15 protein-coding genes and 1 pseudogene are annotated in these 17,092 nt (G+C 36.3%); 7 read left to right on the top strand and 9 right to left on the bottom strand.

What is annotated here, in order from left to right; translation table 11 throughout:
• Window positions 1–208 precede the first annotated feature (208 nt).
• The 3 genes from BN1066_RS12055 to BN1066_RS12045 all read right to left on the bottom strand — a co-directional run bounded on the left by BN1066_RS12055 (window position 209) and on the right by BN1066_RS12045 (window position 3,852).
• Window positions 209–1,477, bottom strand: a complete 1,269-nt coding sequence (locus BN1066_RS12055) for a cytosine deaminase (protein ID WP_077319740.1) — start codon at window positions 1,475–1,477, stop codon at window positions 209–211.
• A complete protein-coding gene (gene codB, locus BN1066_RS12050; RefSeq protein ID WP_077319739.1) occupies window positions 1,477–2,745 on the bottom strand; it encodes a cytosine permease in 1,269 nt (422 codons plus the stop codon). Before codB ends, BN1066_RS12055 begins: the two co-directional genes overlap by 1 nt.
• Window positions 2,746–3,135: 390 nt before the next feature.
• The gene (locus BN1066_RS12045; RefSeq protein ID WP_077319738.1) at window positions 3,136–3,852 is read right to left on the bottom strand and encodes a GntR family transcriptional regulator; all 717 of its coding nucleotides are present in this window, start codon (window positions 3,850–3,852) and stop codon (window positions 3,136–3,138) included.
• 160 nt (window positions 3,853–4,012) lie between these two features.
• Between BN1066_RS12045 and BN1066_RS12040 the strand changes: the two genes are divergently transcribed.
• From BN1066_RS12040 to BN1066_RS12030, 3 genes are all read left to right on the top strand, one after another.
• Window positions 4,013–5,338, top strand: coding sequence for a 6-phospho-alpha-glucosidase (locus BN1066_RS12040; RefSeq protein WP_077319737.1), 1,326 nt, complete (start codon window positions 4,013–4,015; stop codon window positions 5,336–5,338).
• 536 nt (window positions 5,339–5,874) lie between these two features.
• Window positions 5,875–6,618, top strand: coding sequence for a chitin disaccharide deacetylase (chbG, locus tag BN1066_RS12035; protein WP_077319736.1), 744 nt, complete (start codon window positions 5,875–5,877; stop codon window positions 6,616–6,618).
• 3 nt (window positions 6,619–6,621) lie between these two features.
• Complete coding sequence (locus BN1066_RS12030) at window positions 6,622–8,028, top strand: PTS transporter subunit EIIC (RefSeq protein ID WP_077319735.1); 1,407 nt, start codon at window positions 6,622–6,624, stop codon at window positions 8,026–8,028.
• A gap of 463 nt (window positions 8,029–8,491) precedes the next feature.
• On the opposite strand, the gene BN1066_RS12025 is transcribed toward BN1066_RS12030, so the two are convergent.
• Complete coding sequence (locus tag BN1066_RS12025; RefSeq protein WP_077319734.1) at window positions 8,492–8,905, bottom strand: hypothetical protein; 414 nt, start codon at window positions 8,903–8,905, stop codon at window positions 8,492–8,494.
• Between the two features lie 401 nt (window positions 8,906–9,306).
• On the opposite strand from BN1066_RS12025, the gene BN1066_RS21040 reads away from it, so the two are divergent.
• The 4 genes and pseudogenes from BN1066_RS21040 (at window position 9,307) to BN1066_RS12005 (ending at window position 12,128) form a co-directional block, all read left to right on the top strand.
• Complete coding sequence (locus tag BN1066_RS21040; protein ID WP_077319733.1) at window positions 9,307–9,651, top strand: LacI family DNA-binding transcriptional regulator; 345 nt, start codon at window positions 9,307–9,309, stop codon at window positions 9,649–9,651.
• Window positions 9,652–9,667: 16 nt separating this feature from the next.
• Entirely contained in the window at window positions 9,668–10,288 is a 621-nt protein-coding gene (locus BN1066_RS12015) for a LacI family DNA-binding transcriptional regulator (RefSeq protein ID WP_342745624.1), read from the top strand.
• Window positions 10,289–10,365: 77 nt separating this feature from the next.
• Window positions 10,366–11,265: pseudogene (locus tag BN1066_RS12010) on the top strand (pseudouridine-5'-phosphate glycosidase).
• A 35-nt stretch (window positions 11,266–11,300) separates the two neighbouring features.
• Window positions 11,301–12,128 (top strand): carbohydrate kinase family protein, encoded by an 828-nt coding sequence (locus BN1066_RS12005; protein WP_179104376.1) that lies wholly within the window; start codon window positions 11,301–11,303, stop codon window positions 12,126–12,128.
• Window positions 12,129–12,572: 444 nt separating this feature from the next.
• Here the strand turns inward: BN1066_RS12005 and BN1066_RS12000 are convergent, their stop codons facing one another.
• The 5 genes from BN1066_RS12000 to BN1066_RS11980 are packed head-to-tail and all read right to left on the bottom strand — an operon-like array spanning window position 12,573 to window position 17,086.
• A complete protein-coding gene (locus BN1066_RS12000; RefSeq protein ID WP_077319730.1) occupies window positions 12,573–13,484 on the bottom strand; it encodes an aminopeptidase in 912 nt (303 codons plus the stop codon).
• A 2-nt stretch (window positions 13,485–13,486) separates the two neighbouring features.
• On the bottom strand, window positions 13,487–14,347 hold the full coding sequence (locus BN1066_RS11995) for a DMT family transporter (RefSeq protein ID WP_077319729.1): 861 nt from the start codon (window positions 14,345–14,347) through the stop codon (window positions 13,487–13,489).
• A 58-nt stretch (window positions 14,348–14,405) separates the two neighbouring features.
• The gene (locus BN1066_RS11990) at window positions 14,406–15,077 is read right to left on the bottom strand and encodes an AroM family protein (protein WP_077319728.1); all 672 of its coding nucleotides are present in this window, start codon (window positions 15,075–15,077) and stop codon (window positions 14,406–14,408) included.
• A 2-nt stretch (window positions 15,078–15,079) separates the two neighbouring features.
• The gene (locus BN1066_RS11985; RefSeq protein WP_077319727.1) at window positions 15,080–16,015 is read right to left on the bottom strand and encodes a DUF1177 domain-containing protein; all 936 of its coding nucleotides are present in this window, start codon (window positions 16,013–16,015) and stop codon (window positions 15,080–15,082) included.
• Window positions 16,016–16,030: 15 nt separating this feature from the next.
• Window positions 16,031–17,086, bottom strand: a complete 1,056-nt coding sequence (locus BN1066_RS11980) for an S-methyl thiohydantoin desulfurase domain-containing protein (protein WP_077319726.1) — start codon at window positions 17,084–17,086, stop codon at window positions 16,031–16,033.
• Window positions 17,087–17,092 lie beyond the last annotated feature (6 nt).

Genomic DNA, 17,092 nt, shown 5'->3' with positions numbered 1-17,092 from the left:
GTTTAGAAACAAACATCATCATTATCATTTAAAACAGGTCACATTTTTTCCTTCCTTTCTAATAGATGTCAGCCCAACAAGTGCTGGGACTACATGAGAGTTTACGGTATTAGGGTAAAACAGGTCAGTGCTAGGCTGAAGCTGGATTGATCATTTAAAGTTAAAGAAAAAACCTGCTGGAAACTACCAACAGGTTTGCAAATACGTTTTAATTTTTCTTAAAATCTACTGTTTCTTCATTTTCTAACCAGATTTTCATTTGACTAGGCTGGGTTTCTGCAATGATTTTTCCTTGGCGTATGGAATGAGTTACTGTTGCCTGCTTGCGAATGGCTTCATATTCATTTACGGCATCAAGAACAATGAAGTTTGCTGGTTTTCCAGCTTCTATACCGTATTGATCTTTTATATGCATTGTTTTCGCACTGTTTATGGTGATAAGATCCAATGCATTGATGATTTGTTCATACCCCATTAACTGAGAAGCATGAATTCCCATATGAAGCACCTGAAGCATATTGCCAGTTCCAAGGGGATACCACGGATCAAAAATATCATCATGCCCGAAACTGACATTCAACCCTGCCTCCAATAATTCCTTGACACGTGTAAGACCACGGCGTTTTGGGTAAGTGTCAAATCGCCCTTGCAAGTGAATATTTACTAATGGATTAGCAACAAAATTAATCTTAGACATTTTTAACAAACGAAACAGCTTATACGTATATGCATCGTTATAAGACCCCATAGCTGTCGTATGGCTTGCTGTCGCTTTTTCTCCAAATCCCCGCTCATAGGCTTCTAGTGCTACTACTTCTACAAACCGAGATTGCTCGTCATCAATTTCATCGCAATGAATATCAACTAGTCGATCATATTTTTCTGCCAGATCAAATACTATCTTCAGCGACTCCACTCCATACTCTCTCGTAAATTCAAAATGAGGAATCCCTCCAACCACATCTGCCCCCATTTTTACCGCTTCTTCCAGCAATTCTTTTCCTTTTGGGTAGGATAAAATGCCTTCTTGAGGAAAAGCAACTATTTGGATATCTACATAATCTTCCATTTCTTGTTTCATTTCCAACATCGCTTTCAGTGCTGTCAGTTGAGGGTCTGTTACATCAATATGGGTACGAACATGTTGAATACCCTGAGCAATTTGCCACTTTAGTGCTTGCTCGGCTCTCGTTTTCACATCTTCGTGCGTTAACATATCTTTTCTCTGGGACCAGCGTTGAATACCTTCGAACAACGTACCGCTTTGATTCCATTCTGGTTCGCCTGCTGTCAGCGTTGTATCAAGATGAATATGTGGTTCAATAAAAGGTGGCAAAACGAGCGAACCATTTACATCTAATACTTTTCCCTCATACCGATTATTATCAGCCGGTAACACAGAAAGGATTTTATCATTTTCAACTGCAATATCCCACTTGCCATTTTTCCCCCGTAAAGTGGCATTTTTAATAATCATTAATGACCCACCTTCTCTGTATTTGATAGAATTACTTTTTCATCATTCCTATTCGTTACCATTTTTGTAACTACAACATGTACCATTGCAGAGCTGATTAAAGCATTAATCGGTGGAATTCCCGGCACAAAGGTTGCTGCTGTAATTCCACTCGCCCATGCAAGCATGGCTACCCAATTAAAAGATTTAAATTTCATATCGTTAAATATTGGATAGTTGCCACGATGTAAAATAAAAAAGTCTGCTAGTATAATGGCTCCAATTGGCGGTAAGGCCGAGCCAAGAACCGTTAAGAATCCAACAAAGTTATTATATAACCACATGGCGCCAATTGTACCAATGACTCCATTAACAATAACCATTTTATGCTTCGGTATCTTCGTAATATTAGATAATCCTAAACCAGAAGCATAAAGTGCATTGTCATTTGTCGTCCAAATATTCAATCCTAGCACGATAATAGCTGGTAAAATCAAATTTTGCATAAACATAACTTCGGAAATATCTGCCTGACCAGTTGCTATCGAGCCAATCGCACCAAACAAAAACATTAGCGAGTTGCCGATGAAAAATGCAATTCCTGTAGCTATAACTGCTGAGCGTTTTTTTCTTGCAAATCTAGTAAAATCCGGCGTCAACGTTCCTGCGCTAATAAACGATCCAATACAGATTGTAAGTGCAGCAGCTAAGCTGATTGCTTCCACGGGCTGATAATTTAATAGTTCCTGCATACCACCGAGACTTTCAGTTGCTTTAAAAACAGATACCCCACCCAAGGTTGAGATTAACGGTACTGCAATAAAACTAACAATTGCCAATGCCTTCATTCCGAAAAATGCGGTAAATGTCATCAGTAAACCAGCAATAGCAATTAACCAATAAATATCTATTCCAGTCACTTTTTGTACCGGAACAGCAAACATCGCTGTCCCAACTCCAAACCAACCTATTTGTGTAAAGGCGAGCAAAAAGGATGATAAATAGGAGCCTTTTTTGCCAAATGCGTAACGTGCAAGCAAGTGTGTAGATAATCCTGTCTTTGCTGCTATATATGCTAAAGCTCCGGTATATAAGCCGAGGATTAAATTCCCCGCAAGTACAATACCCATAAACCGAATGAAGGTCAATCCTTGGCCCAATTCGCCACCAGACCACATACTTGCTGAAAAAAAGGTTAAGCCTAGCATTACTACAAGTGTATTCCAAAAACCTTTGCGGTGAGATGAAGGCACTGCTTCTAACGAAAACTCTGTATCTCGTTTTTTCATTGATAATTCCTCCTGGTTTTCGGTACCACCGAGACCCGGAATACGCGCATAAAAAACAGGCTTCCTGTCATAATATTTGACAAAGAAGCCTGCTGATAGAAATTTTTATGTATACATAAAAAAGATCTATCGCCACATCCGCTTTCCTTGTCAGCCTCACAGGACTGAATTAAAGGTACCTTATTTTATTAGTTATATTATGCAACTTCGTATTCAGATAGTCAAGAGTAAAATGTTGTTATTTAACTAACCTTAATGATAATCAAAATTTCATTGTTTCATCAAACAACGGATACATCCCCTGTCTTTTTCCTTCCATCATGAACCCGAGTATACGTGATCAAAAGTCACCTTAAATCATTAACTTTTTTTTCTATATAAACCTGTATGTTATTCTTTTAATGAAACAAATTTAAAAGCGTATTTTTTTGGATGGTAGTATACTTTGGAATATTCGAAAACCTGTCCATCTTTAAATACAGTAAAAGCTTTTAAAAACAATAATGGTTCGTCTCCATCTAATTGTAAAATCGTTTTTAACTCCTCATTAGGTAACATCGGTATTAACTCGCCGTATCTCCTATTGATGACATACCCCTTATTTTCAATATAATCATATTTCGATTTTTTTATTATGTCAATTGATAAATCGGGAAATAGCTCTACTGGTAAGAATGACTCTTCTAATAAATAAGGTTCTTCATCCGCAAATCTCAACCTTTTCATATAATAAACTTTATCTTTCGTTGTAATATTCAATATTTTTTGAACCTCGTCTGTAGGATCTGTTAACTTAAATTCCAAAACTTCATTCGTTGGGTTATTTTGTAATTTTTCCATTTCTTCAGTAAAACCTTGTAATTTAAGTATATTATGTTCTATCTTGTTGTGGCTAACATAAGTTCCACTTCCTTGAACGCTATAAAGCAATCCTTCTTCTATTAACAGTTTTAAAGCTTGTCTAATCGTTACACGACTAACACCATATGTTTTTGCGAGCTTAGCTTCTGCAGGGATAGCATCTCCTTTAGATAGCTTGGCTAGCATGATATCTTCCCTAATTTTATTTGCAATTTGCCTATATAACGGCAAAGAATTATTCCACATAAAAGACCCTACCTCTCCAGTACTTTACTTTTCAGTTTACCATTTGCATACATATTTTCATAGCTATAGAACTTTTAATGATATTTGTATTAAAATTGTATTGTAGTTGTATTATTGTTGTGTTACAATCATAGTAATAAAACTGAAAGGGGTTTCACATATGAGGAAACAGAATCTAGTCATCGTTGGTGGTGGAAGCACCTATACCATTGGTATGATCATGAGCCTAATAGCAGAAAAGAAGAATTTCCCATTAAGCACAATTACGTTTTATGATAATGATTCTAAACGCCAGGAAAAAGTTGCTAAAGCAACCTCCATCATTTTAGATGAATATTACCCGGAGTTAAAATCCTTCACCTACACGACGGATAAAGAAACAGCTTTTACCGGAATTGATATTGCTTTTATACAAATCAGAACTGGTGGACTTCCGATGAGAGAGCTGGATGAAAAAATCCCATTAAAGTATGGTGTAGTCGGGCAAGAAACATGTGGGCCAGGTGGAATGGCGTATGGATTACGCTCTATTAAAGATATGATAGAACTTGTTAACGATATTAAAAAACACTCTAAAAACGCTTGGATATTAAATTATACAAATCCAGCAGCAATTGTAGCAGAGGCTTTGAAAAGAGAATTTCCAAAAGATAATAGGCTATTAAATATTTGTGATATGCCGATTGCAATCATGCATAGCTTCGCATCTATGCTGAACAAAAACATATGGGATTTAACCCCATCGTACTTTGGCTTAAATCATTTTGGTTGGTTTACAAAAATTGAGGATAGTAAAGGGAATGATTTAACACAAACCATTAAAGATACCATTATGGATGAAGGCTTTTCACCTACGGATCAAGAAATTGCAAATGATCAGTCATGGCAACAGACATTTGAACAGGCAAGGAAAATGCTAATTGATTTCCCTGAGTTTCTGCCAAATACGTACTTACAATATTATCTCTATCCAGACGATTTAGCTAAAAAAGAAATACCTACAAATACTCGTGCACGCCAAGTAATAAATGGAAGAGAAAGAAGAATAACCGAGCTTTGTAACCAAATCATTCAGGATAAATCCACCAGAAATGTCAAACTACATGTTGATATTCATGGAGTTTATATGGTGAAAGCAGCAGCTTCTTTAGTTTATAACTTAAAACAAACATATATCGTTATGGTTGAAAATAACGGAATTATCTCAAATATACCAGATGATGCAATGGTTGAAGTTCCAGCCTTGTTAACAGCTAGTGGCCCAAAGCCTTTCTCAGTTGGTAAAATCCCAACATTTTATAAAGGGTTAATTGAGAATCAATTAGCTTATGAAAAATTAGTTGCAGATGCATACTTTGAAAACAGTTATACCAAAGCTTTGCAAGCATTAACTTTAAATAGAACAGTTGTTCATGTTCCTACAGCAAAAGCTATACTGGATGATCTCATTAAAGCTAATAAAGGATATTGGCCAGAATTGAAATAAGGAAGGGCTTGCTTAGCTAGCAACGTATAAATCGAAACTTCATTCAAGGAGGGCTTTTCTCACTCCATTTTTACCTTGACTTTTTATAGCTGGTCTTGAAAAAGAAGAACACTTTTTCTAATGCGATGCGTCACTGCCGAAGCAACTCTGTCCTGGAAAAGGAAGCACTTTTCTGCGTGCGATGTATTGCTGTCGTAACAACTCTGTCCTGGAAAAAGAAGAACGCTTTTTCTGCGTGCGATGTCTAATCAAGAAGCTTTCCTTGTCCTGTCGTCTAAATGAATCGGGGGTTTAGGAGCCGTTTTTCTTATCAGTACAAAAAATCATAAGAACATTTTTTAACTTAAGAAAAATACGGACCTTTACATTGGGATAAAAAAAATAGCGACATAAAGAGGAGGTGATATTCACTTATCCGTAGAAAAATCGAAAGTTCAAGTGCATAAGCTAGACGACAATATTATTTTTAAAAAAGAAAGAATAGATAAACTATAATTTTTCAGAGGAAAATTTCCATCATAAGGGAAGGGATAAAAGTGAAAAAGCTAATTATTAACGCTGATGATTTTGGATACTCGCGCTCAGTTAACTATGGAATAGTCGATGCCCATACAGAAGGAGTGTTAACGTCCACGACTTTAATGACAAATATGCCAGGTGCAGAACATGCCTATGAACTAGGGGAAAAACATAAATCATTAGGAATTGGCATCCATTTGACACTTACATGCGGAAAACCTATTTTAAAGAATCACCGCACCTTAGTAGATTCTGACGGTAATTTTAAAAAGCTTTACCACTACCAAAAACTATTTCATATTGATGCAAATGAGTTATATGCGGAATGGAAAGCGCAAATTGAATCATTTTTAAATACAGGCTTAATACCTACCCATCTAGACAGTCACCATCATATTAACAATTTAGAACCAATACTGCCTGTATTCCTAGAACTCGCCAAGGAATATAAATTACCGGTACGCCACAACTTTAAAATAAAGCCTGAATTTGGGTCGATTACTACTACAGATTATTTTGAATACAATCCCGAAATACTATTAGAAGGCATAAAAACAGTTTTACACGAGTATAAAAAAGCACAAACAATAGAAGTCATGTGTCATCCTGCTTATCTTGATAAATCGTTAATGATAGGCTCTTCCTATGCGACACCTCGAATAGAAGAATTAGCAATGCTTCTACATCCCGATATAAAGAGGAAGCTGCAAAGACATTTTCAATTAATTACGTATCGTGAGTTACAAAAAGAGGAGGCCTAAAAGATGAGAAAGTTTATGCAAAAACTTGGTAAATCCATGCTTATTCCGATCGTTGCGATGCCAATAGCTGGTATTCTATTTAGAATAAGTGCAGAAGATTTATTAGATTGGCAGTTGTTTCAAGCAGCTGGAGTTATTTTTGCTAATATGGATATGCTCATCGCCATTGGTATCGCAATGGGACTAGCTAAAACAAAGGATCGTGGAGTCCCTGCTCTTACAGGGTTTCTGGCAATAACCGTCTTAAATGAAGGTTTAAACCTTATGAATCCTGACTTGGATATGAGTGTTTTTGGAGGTGTTATGGCTGGTTTAATTGCAGCTGGTATTTATAATCGATTTAAAGATACTAAGTTACCAAGTATGTTTTCGTTTTTTGGTGGTGAAAAGTTCCCCATTACAATGATTATTTTAACAATGATACCTGTGGCTGGACTTTTCTCTTTCATATGGCCTTATGCTCAACAAAGTATTGATTCATTTGCTCAAGCTCTAGTTGGTCTGGGAGCAGTAGGAATATTTATTTTTGGATTTTTAAATCGCTTTCTACTTCCTTTTGGACTACATCATGTCTTAAATACGTATATCTATTTTGGTTTAGGAAGCTATGAAACTCCATCCGGAGAAATTGTAACTGGAGAAATTACTAGATTTTTGAATGGGGACCCAACTGCTGGATACTTCCTTGGCGGCTTTTTTATCGTCATGATTTTTGGAGTTCCAGGAGTTGCTTTAGCTATAACTCGAGCTGCTCACAAGAAAAAGAAAGCGGAAACAAAAGCGTTAATGAATTCTGGAGGTTTAACCTCAATTATCGCGGGAATAACTGAACCGATTGAATTTACCTTTATATTTACTTCGCCATTACTATACTTTATTCATTCCTTATATACAGGGTTAGCAGGAGCTACTTTATATTTATTCGGTATTAGACATGGATTTTCTTGGGGAGGAAGTGTCATTGATTATAGTCTGAATTTAAGTCTTTCTGACAGCGGTTTAATGATCATTCCTATTGGATTAGCATTTGGACTACTCTATTATTTTACATTTTATACGATTATTATAAAGAAGAATATAAAAGTAGTCGGTAGAGAAGATAATCTGGAATTTGGTATCGAAACTAAAAAGAGTGAGCAAGAATTGGAGCTCTCTCACAATAAATTTGATTATATGTCAAAAAAGATACTTGAATATGTTGGCGGTAAACAAAATGTAGTAGACTACGAAAATTGTATGACACGTTTAAGATTAGTAGTTAAAAATGCCTCACTAGTTGATGGAGTTAAAATAAAACAGACGGGTGCACATGGCGTTGTAAAAATAGATAATGAACATGTGCAAATTATTATCGGACCAGAAGCTGGGACGGTTCTAAACGAATTTAAAAAGCATATAGAAGCAGAATAAATGGCTGCTGTAGAGAAGCGAAACTACTCCCTTCTCTACAGCTTTCTTCCCACTAAGTACAGCATTGTATATGATTGAAGTTACTACTTTTCATCAACTTCTATCATTGCCGCAAACTTCTTTTGTAATGTTTTTCCATCCATTCAGGCTTCCCGAAAAATTATTTAAATTCTTTATTGATTACTTCTTCAACCTCCTTAGACTCGATAACTTCTTTAATATCCTTGACTAGACGACAATACTACTTTTCAAAAAAGTTATCCACCATGTAGAAACAGATTTAATTTCATAGACAATAAAAAAATGGAAAGAAATTACTTTCCATCTCCATAAATCTAAAATTATTTTATACATTTATTTATCAAATTTAATCGATTAATCATTATCAACCCTAATATTTTTTCCATTATCATATTAAGAATTACCTTTACTGCTCTTCATCTCTGAATACTAACACACCACGTTAAGGGATAAATTCTAATTCAGATATTTTTTGCAATTCTTCAAGTAACTCTCTTTCCCCTCCGAATGCTTTCATCGCAACTCCGATTAACTGAATAAAATCACCTGTTACTTCTATTTTTTGACCATTTATAAATAGTTCTTTATCTGTAGCTGATATTTGCTGAGAAACTCCTATACTTTGGACTAATTGTCCAATCGTTTGAACTAGAATTCCAGTAAAGACATCTTGTTCTCCATCCACGTCTTCCTCATCTAGTGCTAACAATTTGGAGGTGAGAATTGTCTCCGCAATCAGACCAAAAGTTTGTAACCAGACGGCTGCCTCTATCTGCTTCTCAATATTTTTTTTCAAGTCATCTTTTTCTTTTTTTTCATCACTTGTAATTTTCTTGTTCTTATTATGGCTTTTCATTTTCCTATCACCAACCCTCAATCCACTCCTCATGTAATAATCTATTCTCGTTCGATTCATTTTGACTATCCGTTATTCATTCTTCAACCGTACGAATACATTATACTTATAATATGTTAGAAGGCTTGGCTTTGCACATGTACTTATTATTTCCTTTTCAACTAAGGATAGTATTTTTATAAATACAGAAACCATAAATAGAACAGCATGAATGGGCGGCTGAATATAACTTTTGAGGTGTCCATAAAAGCAGCCAAGCTTACTCTCCATTCTGGAATTTCAGGTGTAAAAAACAAATAGAAAGCGTTAACATTATAATTGATTCATTATTATATTTGACTTTTGCTAACGATGGCAAAAGTGGAAAGGATTGATGGAAATGAAGAAACCTACTATCAAAGATGTTTGCTAGATTAAGTAATACCTCTGTTCGGACAGTATCTAGGGTATTAAATGAACATCCTAATGTAAAAGAATCCACACGAAAAAGGGTCAAAAATATTATTGAAGAACTAGATTCTAAGACTAATTTTTTAGCCAAGGGACTGAAGGAAAGAAAAACCAATCAAATTGTTATCTTTGTTGATCAACGTTCTGGTGACTATTGGGGAGCCTACCATAATGAAGTATTTCATGAAATACACCGTATAACAAAACAAAGTGAATATCGATTAGTTTTATCCCCTTCTTCTCCAGATAGCTTTCATAGTAATGAAAATGATGGCTTTCACCTCGTAAAAGCATAATCTATGTGATGGCGCAATTATCTTTGATCCTGTAAAAGACGACCAGAGGATAATGTATTTAAAAACGAATAAGATACCTTTTCTATTGATTGGGGATAGTGAGCATGATTTTGAAGTTCCATATGTTGGTATAGACAATGTACAAGTGGGATACTCAGGAACCCAAGCATTGTATACAGAAGGATACAGATCCATCGCGCTTTTACTAGGAAATACAAAATCAATTATTAATATGAAGCGCGCGACAGGGTATAGAAATTTTTGCAAAGAACATGGCTTAAAAGAAACTGTTTATCATCATGTGTATAGTTTAGAAAGTGCATATAAAACCACTACAGATATTTTACGTACTAAGCTTATTGATGCCATTTTCATATCCGGAGATGAAAGAGCACTTGCGGTCTACCAAGCGATTAAGGAGTTCGGCTTAACAATTGGAAAAGATATCGGCGTCTTGGGTATCGATAACATTAAAATGAATAAATATTTTTATCCAATTTTATCTACTATATCCCAACCAAAGTATGAAATTGCACGAGCAGCTGTAGATCTACTAATTCGACAAATGAATTCTAATAAGAACAGCATACATCATCCTGAACTAAAACCAACACTTGTAAAAAGGGCTTCTTATTAGTTTTAGTTAAATTGGTAACCTCATAGTATAGTTGACTTTATTTCCATCAAAATTATTACTAATTAGAGGAACTTAAAATGAACTATATGAAATACAGTAGTGAAGTGAAATCCGAATAAAATCTGGAAAGCCAATAGTTGCACTGGAATCAACGATTATTTCTCACGGTTTTCCCTACCCGCAAAATGTTGAACTTGCACAAAAAGTAGAATCAATTATACGTCAACAAGGAGTTGTGCCTGCAACCATCGCTTTAATTAAAGGTAATATCTGTGTAGGTCTTAACGATACCGAAATAGAATTTACTCGGTCAATCAACAACTGCTTTTAAAACAAGTATTCATGATATTCCTAGGATACTATCAAGTAAAAAGATAGGTGCGACTACAGTTGCAGCAACTATGTATGTAGCTGAACTTTCAGGGATTCGTTTTTTTGCTACAGGAGGATTGGGGGGAGTTCATTACGGTGTAAATAAAACGTTTGATATTTCGGCCGATTTGCCAACGTTGGCAAAGTGTAAAGTATGTGTAGTTAGTGCTGGCGTAAAGTCTATTTTAGATGTGTCAAAAACCATTGAATATCTTGAGACACTAGGTGTACCGATCTATGGTTATGAAACGGATAAGTATCCTAACTTCTACACACAAGATAGCGGGTTAACAGTAGAAAAAATAGATCAAGCATCTCTTGTTAAACTTCTGAAAACACAAGATAACATGAACTTGAACTACGCTACTTCCCTGGTTGTTCCCATTCCAAAGAAAGATGAACTTAATCCAGCCTTAATAAGCAAAATTATCCAAGATGCATGGAATGAAGCAAAAGAAAAAAACGTAACAGGAAAAAAGCTAACTCCCTTCCTTTTAGATAGAATTCGTAAATTGACAAATGGAAAAAGTATCGCTGCCAATTTTTCCTCAATGTTAAATAATGCCAAAATTGCAGCTGCTATCGCAAAGGAGTATGCAAAATGATAACTGTAATTGGTGATTTAGTAGTGGATATTATAGTGAAGAAAGAAAATACGAATTATGCAACTGACACAAAAGGGATGATTCATTTTAAACCTGGTGGACAAGCCAATAATGTTGCAGCTTATATCAGCAGAGAAGGAATAGAATGCATGTTGATTGGTAAAGTTGGAAACGACCCGTTTGGGGAATTTTTAATCCAAAAAAGTATAAAAAGTGGAGTTCAACCCAAGATCTCTAAAGTAGATCAAGATAAAACCGGATCTATAATTGTTATGATCAACGAAAATAATGGTGAAAGGTCAATGGTTTCAGATAGAGGAGCCAATTTAACTTTAAATCATAAAGATATCCCTAATGATTTAGAAGCTGAACTCATTTATTTATCTGGATACAGCTTTTTTGACGAAAATACGAGAACCGCTGCATTTAAAGCAAAACATCAGGCACAAATGATGAAAAAAATGATAGCTTTAGATCCTAGCTCTATTTTTTTTCTAAAAGAGCACAAGAAAGAATTTCTATCTTTCATAAGAGGAATTACTTTTTTCTTTCCAAATTATGAGGAAGGTGCTCTATTAACCTCTCAATCTGAACCATTTGCAATCATTAAAAAGCTAAAATCGATTGTTAAATACCCGATTTTAACATTGGGTGATCTAGGATGTATATACTGGGATGGAAAATCAATTAAACATATACCTGCTCTAAAAGTCGAAGCTATCGACACTACAGGTGCGGGAGATTCTTTTGTAGCTGGATTTTTAGCAGCTTACCAAAAAAAGCAAGATATAAATCAATCCATAAAACATGCTATAGAACTTTCATCAACCCTTGTTACATGTATTGGTGCTCACTCTTTTTGAAAGCGCTTTATTAATATGTTGGAGATGATCCGATAGCAATATATAAACTGGAAACCTTCTGACGAGATAAGTGAAACTTTATTCCGTGGAACGCTTTTTACACGGAAGGTTAGTTGAACGAATCGAGCATTTAGGTGCCGTTTTCTCACACTTCGACTTCTCCGTTTTCTCTACCATCTTAAAAAGGGGAGACTTACGGCACCTTACATGCGGGATAAAGTGAAACTTTATTCCGTGGAACGCTTTTTACACGGAAGGTTAGTACCGCAAGGGGATGACCTAAAGCCCTTAGACCAATCGGGCATTTATTGGTAGTTGAGTCCTCCACCTTATTCTCCTAGGTTTCACCTCGTAGCATAAGAAGGGACGTCTTGCTGTCAGTGACATATGGGAAGAAAATACGAACCTGTCCTTAGATGTATCCATTTGAATACTTAAGATTAACTACTCCCACTCTAATTTTGGATCTTTTGTAACACAGTCGATATGCACATCTGCATGAATCGTACCACCAAATGTATGATTAGAACCAAACGCAACATGTACGGTATGATATGCCTTTTCGTCTTCTAAAATATTTCCAGTCAATCTCGCTTTATAATTCGTACCAATCCCGAGTTCTGCAAGCATTCTTCCTTGTTCCTCACCGAGTAATGCGAGTAATTTCTTTCCTTTTTCTCCTGTGGCATGTATAAGTTTTCCTTGTTCAATCGTGAGTGTGATTGCTTCATTTAATAAGCCTATTCCAGCTATTGAACCATTGATTTCAATTGAACCCTCTGCCATTCCTTCCATTGGAGCAATATAGGCTTCACCAGATGGAAGGTTTCCCGATGCACTTGTTTCTCTAAATACCCCAGTACTAGCTATCCCTCGCCTTCCTTTAATCGGAATTACTAACTTATTTGCCTCTCCCGTCAAAATCGTTACAGATTTGGCAGCTGTCAATTTTTCCGCCATCGCTATGGTTTCTTCTTCTACCCGACTGTAATCGGCACTCATCGCACCTTGCAAGAACATATCCTCTGTAATACCAGGCATTGTAATAACACTAACTCCTTTAGCATTCGCTTCTTTTCTTGCTACCGTATGCGTTAAAGAATGCTTTGTAAGGCAAAATACAAGCCTGTATCGCAGCATAAGCTCAGCAGCTTCTTTTGGTGGCTCTTCCCCTGATTTTGAACGATCCTCCATCATATAGAAAGTAGATGTCCACCCATCTTTTTTTAATGCTTCATTAAATTTTTTGGCTAATTTTTCTGTCGTTCGATCCGTTAGAACGAGTATTTTTTCAGTTTTTTCAATCTGGATATTATTCTTCATTAGTCGATTTACGGTTTGCTGAAATGCTTCCATGTTTATTTCCTCCTTCTCTCTCTAGAAAAGTATACACTAATTAAAACAAAAATTAATGCGAATACGGTTCCTGCTACTAGATTTTCATTTAATAATAAAACACCTAATAAAATGGTGGTAATCGGCATAAAATAAGTGATTAATAAAGCAAAAATAGGGCCAGCTTTCTGCACAAGATAAAAATACAGCAGATTGCCAATTCCTGAATTAAATACCCCTAACATCATCAATGCGCCAACATTTTTAATGTCCATGAAAGCTTGGTAACTGGATGGCTCGATGAATATCATAAATAATCCTGAATAGACGCTTCCTGTAAGCAACGAAACAAACGAAATGGTATACACCGTTACATTCCTTAAATACTTGGATGTGAAAATTGCCGATAACGCATATAAACTAACTGCTAACAATAAAAGAATCGCACTGCTGAAAGTAAAGTTAATCTTGTCAGAGGTACCTAAAAAGAAGGCTACAAGTATCCCACTAAAGCCAATAAGCACACTAAATATTTCTTTTCTACGAAGCGGTATTTTTAAAATAAAGAAGCTGAAAATCACGCCCCAAATTGGACCAGTCGCATTAAGAACCGCACTTATTGTAGTATCAAGCCCTTTTTGACTAAAACTCATAAATACCCAAGGGATACCTGTACTTAATAAAGTAATCCCTATTAACGGGAGGACATTTTTAAAATCCTGTTTTTTTCTCTTCCATAAAAAGAAAGGTAGTAACGTCAGACCTCCCAACAGACAACGATAAAATACGATAGAAACAGGATGAAAGTCTGGCAATACCATTTTTGTAAAATAGAAAGTAGAACCCCAAAGTAAGCTTAAAACAAATAAAGCAATGACAGGCATTTTTTATCCCCATTTCCTTGTTCTCCGGACGTAGAAAATAGACTCGGCATTCCCGAATCTATTTTTCTATGTATTCTAGAGCGATACGGGCAGTTAAAGTGCGCGGCAGGATAACCGGCAAACCGCTTCCAACTATCGCCATTTTTTTATGATGTTCATTATACCCCATACAATCGAGCACAATAAGATCTGCCCCATGCTGTTGCAAGCGTTCAGCAGCTCCTTTCACATCACTTTTTTCATAGGGAGAGGCAACTTCAGTTATTAGCGTTAAGTTACAAGTTGCCCATTTTTCAATTAAAGTCTCCTTCTGTTCTTCTAATGGAATAATTAACCCTAATACCCCAGTTGGTGAAATAGCTTGTACTGTATGAGTTAGAATCTGATCTGGATAAATAATCGGCTTGGTAGCATTTAAAGTCGGGAAATCACCTGTACAAAGCATCATAACTACTTCTACGCTCATTTCTAATTCAGTGAGTTCTCTTTGTAAAAGCGGAAGGAGCCTTTGTTTTCCTATCTTTACAGCTTTCCCATTCCTTAATCTTGATAGATAAGTTTGCTCCGTTAAATCTGGCGATATTAACTGCATATCTTCCATTTTCAGCCTATCTAATGCTCCACGCTCGATTAGCTTGATTTCCTCACCGAGTATCTTTTCGAAAGATGGCGTTACGTCCGTTCTTGGGGACTGACCAATGGTTAACACACCAATTAACCCTTTACTCATTTTTATTCCCTGCCTAATGTTTGTAAATGCTCCATGGAGCCGTATTTAGCTTCTAAACGGGCAAATTCCTCCACATCATAAAACTCAAATTTTCTCTGTGTATACTCTTTAGCAACTTCAATGCTAAAGCGAACTGCTTGCGCAATGTCGACTTCATGACTAGCACCTGTTCCACATCCAGGGACCGCAGTTTTTGTCGTAATTGCTAAACCAACGACAGGTGCACTTGTTGCTACGGATGGTTGTAAAATACTATTGATATGATAGATATCATTCCCGTATGGAGTAATATCTTGTGTTGTTACAGCAAATGTTACTGGCAAATCACCTGTTGTCATTTCCATAATACGAATTAAATCATTGCTAAACTTTAAAATATATCCAGATTTTACAGTTGGGGATAAAGCAATTCCTCGGTGATTAAACACCTTGTTGCCTTTCGTTGTATCAATCGAAATAATAGCATCCATTTCAGGAACTACTTCATATTGATTCATCGTTAAAATATCAACTGGAGACCCCATAAATTCAACTGGTTCATGTGGCTGAGTTGGTGCATTTGGGCAAATATGAGTAGTTACGTATACGTCCCCCGGCAGCCGATCACCTTGTTCCACCATAGCTGCTAATTTTAATGCTGTTGCTACAGCAGCGACTGCACCGTCACCATCAGATACGAGGCCAATTCGACTTGGTCTTGCACCTAGTCCTCCTAGTCTGCCAACAATACCTAATGTCGGAGCAGAACCTCCACTACTCTTTCCTTCCGTACCTTTTATAATAATTTTAACAAAATCAGTAGAACCACACTCACCAGTTACTGTCGTATACTCTGCTTCTACATGCTCTTTATCGGCAAATAAATCTATTACCAGCTTACCGCTTACATATGAACTATCTAATAATTCCAAAGCTTCTAGTGTGTATTTTAAAGACATTTTCTAAACAGCTCCTTAAACAATCTTCTTTTGAATATAGGGTTCAATAACTTTTAGCAATTTTTCATTAAACATAGTAGTACTAAGCTTCAAATTTTTCTTTGGTATGGTAATAACAGTAATCTCCATCCCGTCTTGAATTTCTGCACTTACCAACGGCATACCTGTATTTGTATTAAATGTCATAATCAGATCTGGAAAAGTACTTCTTCGATAGCCTAATATTTCTACTGTCATGTATTCATTCCAAAACGTTAACTCAAGGTCATGATCTACATGTACCGTCCCAATATCAAAACCACCTGTTTTATTTAAGGAAAAGTATGTTACGATACCTGAATGAATTATTCTTCCTTTTAGATGGCTCGTTACTTGCTTAATTCGTTTTAATCCTTTAGGCGCCGATAAAAACAGTTCTCCAAGTTCCATCGCTTGGCTAATTCCACCGATGGCAGCATGTTCCTTAACATATTTTATCTGAACTGGATTTCTGCATACCGCAACCATACCACCTGCTTGAACGGATACAGAGCGGACAGCACTTGCTGCCACATCAAGACTGGCAATAACTGTTCCCTTTACCTCTTTTGCTCCTTTCCCGCCTGCAAAGGTCTGGATCGAAACATAGTCTGATACTTCTGACAGATTCATCGAGCCCATCGAACCCGTTGGATGAGCTCTACCATTACTAGGTGCATCTAAAATTGGCAAGCCCGTTGCTGCCGCTTGCAACCATCCATTAATTGTGGTACTTGCTCCATTCTCATTCGTCATTAACGCTTTAATCGGTTTGTTACATTCCATTTGCATTCGTTCTACGGTTTCAATTAACTGCTTAGAATTAATATACATCTCTTTGGCGGAAGGGGCGCCAACTAACGAAACACACGCTACATAGTCGTCATCTTTCAATTCATCAACAGTAATCAATTCCGGCCCATTGTTTTCCAAGAAGGCTAACTCCGCTTTCTCCAGACCATCATGAATCCAGCCTCCTCCACCCCCACCTAAAATACAACCACCATACACAGCATTTTTTGCATCATTTCGTGTTAGTACTTTTCTTGTCAATTAGAT

Origin of the sequence: Virgibacillus proomii (assembly GCF_900162615.1) — a bacterium.
GTDB lineage: Bacteria > Bacillota > Bacilli > Bacillales > Amphibacillaceae > Virgibacillus > Virgibacillus proomii.
The sequence above is the reverse complement of the archived record's forward strand: the minus strand, read 5'-3'. Positions and strand labels throughout refer to the sequence as shown.

Bases quoted from the DNA above. Each gene is read 5' to 3' on its own strand.
- BN1066_RS12055 (WP_077319740.1), bottom strand. From the start codon at position 1,477: ATGATTATTAAAAATGCCACTTTACGGGGGAAAAATGGCAAGTGGGAT.
- codB (WP_077319739.1), bottom strand. From the start codon at position 2,745: ATGAAAAAACGAGATACAGAGTTTTCGTTAGAAGCAGTGCCTTCATCT.
- BN1066_RS12045 (WP_077319738.1), bottom strand. From the start codon at position 3,852: ATGTGGAATAATTCTTTGCCGTTATATAGGCAAATTGCAAATAAAATT.
- BN1066_RS12040 (WP_077319737.1), top strand. From the start codon at position 4,013: ATGAGGAAACAGAATCTAGTCATCGTTGGTGGTGGAAGCACCTATACC.
- BN1066_RS12030 (WP_077319735.1), top strand. From the start codon at position 6,622: ATGAGAAAGTTTATGCAAAAACTTGGTAAATCCATGCTTATTCCGATC.
- BN1066_RS12025 (WP_077319734.1), bottom strand. From the start codon at position 8,905: ATGAAAAGCCATAATAAGAACAAGAAAATTACAAGTGATGAAAAAAAA.
- BN1066_RS21040 (WP_077319733.1), top strand. From the start codon at position 9,307: ATGTTTGCTAGATTAAGTAATACCTCTGTTCGGACAGTATCTAGGGTA.
- BN1066_RS12000 (WP_077319730.1), bottom strand. From the start codon at position 13,484: ATGGAAGCATTTCAGCAAACCGTAAATCGACTAATGAAGAATAATATC.
- BN1066_RS11995 (WP_077319729.1), bottom strand. From the start codon at position 14,347: ATGCCTGTCATTGCTTTATTTGTTTTAAGCTTACTTTGGGGTTCTACT.
- BN1066_RS11990 (WP_077319728.1), bottom strand. From the start codon at position 15,077: ATGAGTAAAGGGTTAATTGGTGTGTTAACCATTGGTCAGTCCCCAAGA.
- BN1066_RS11985 (WP_077319727.1), bottom strand. From the start codon at position 16,015: ATGTCTTTAAAATACACACTAGAAGCTTTGGAATTATTAGATAGTTCA.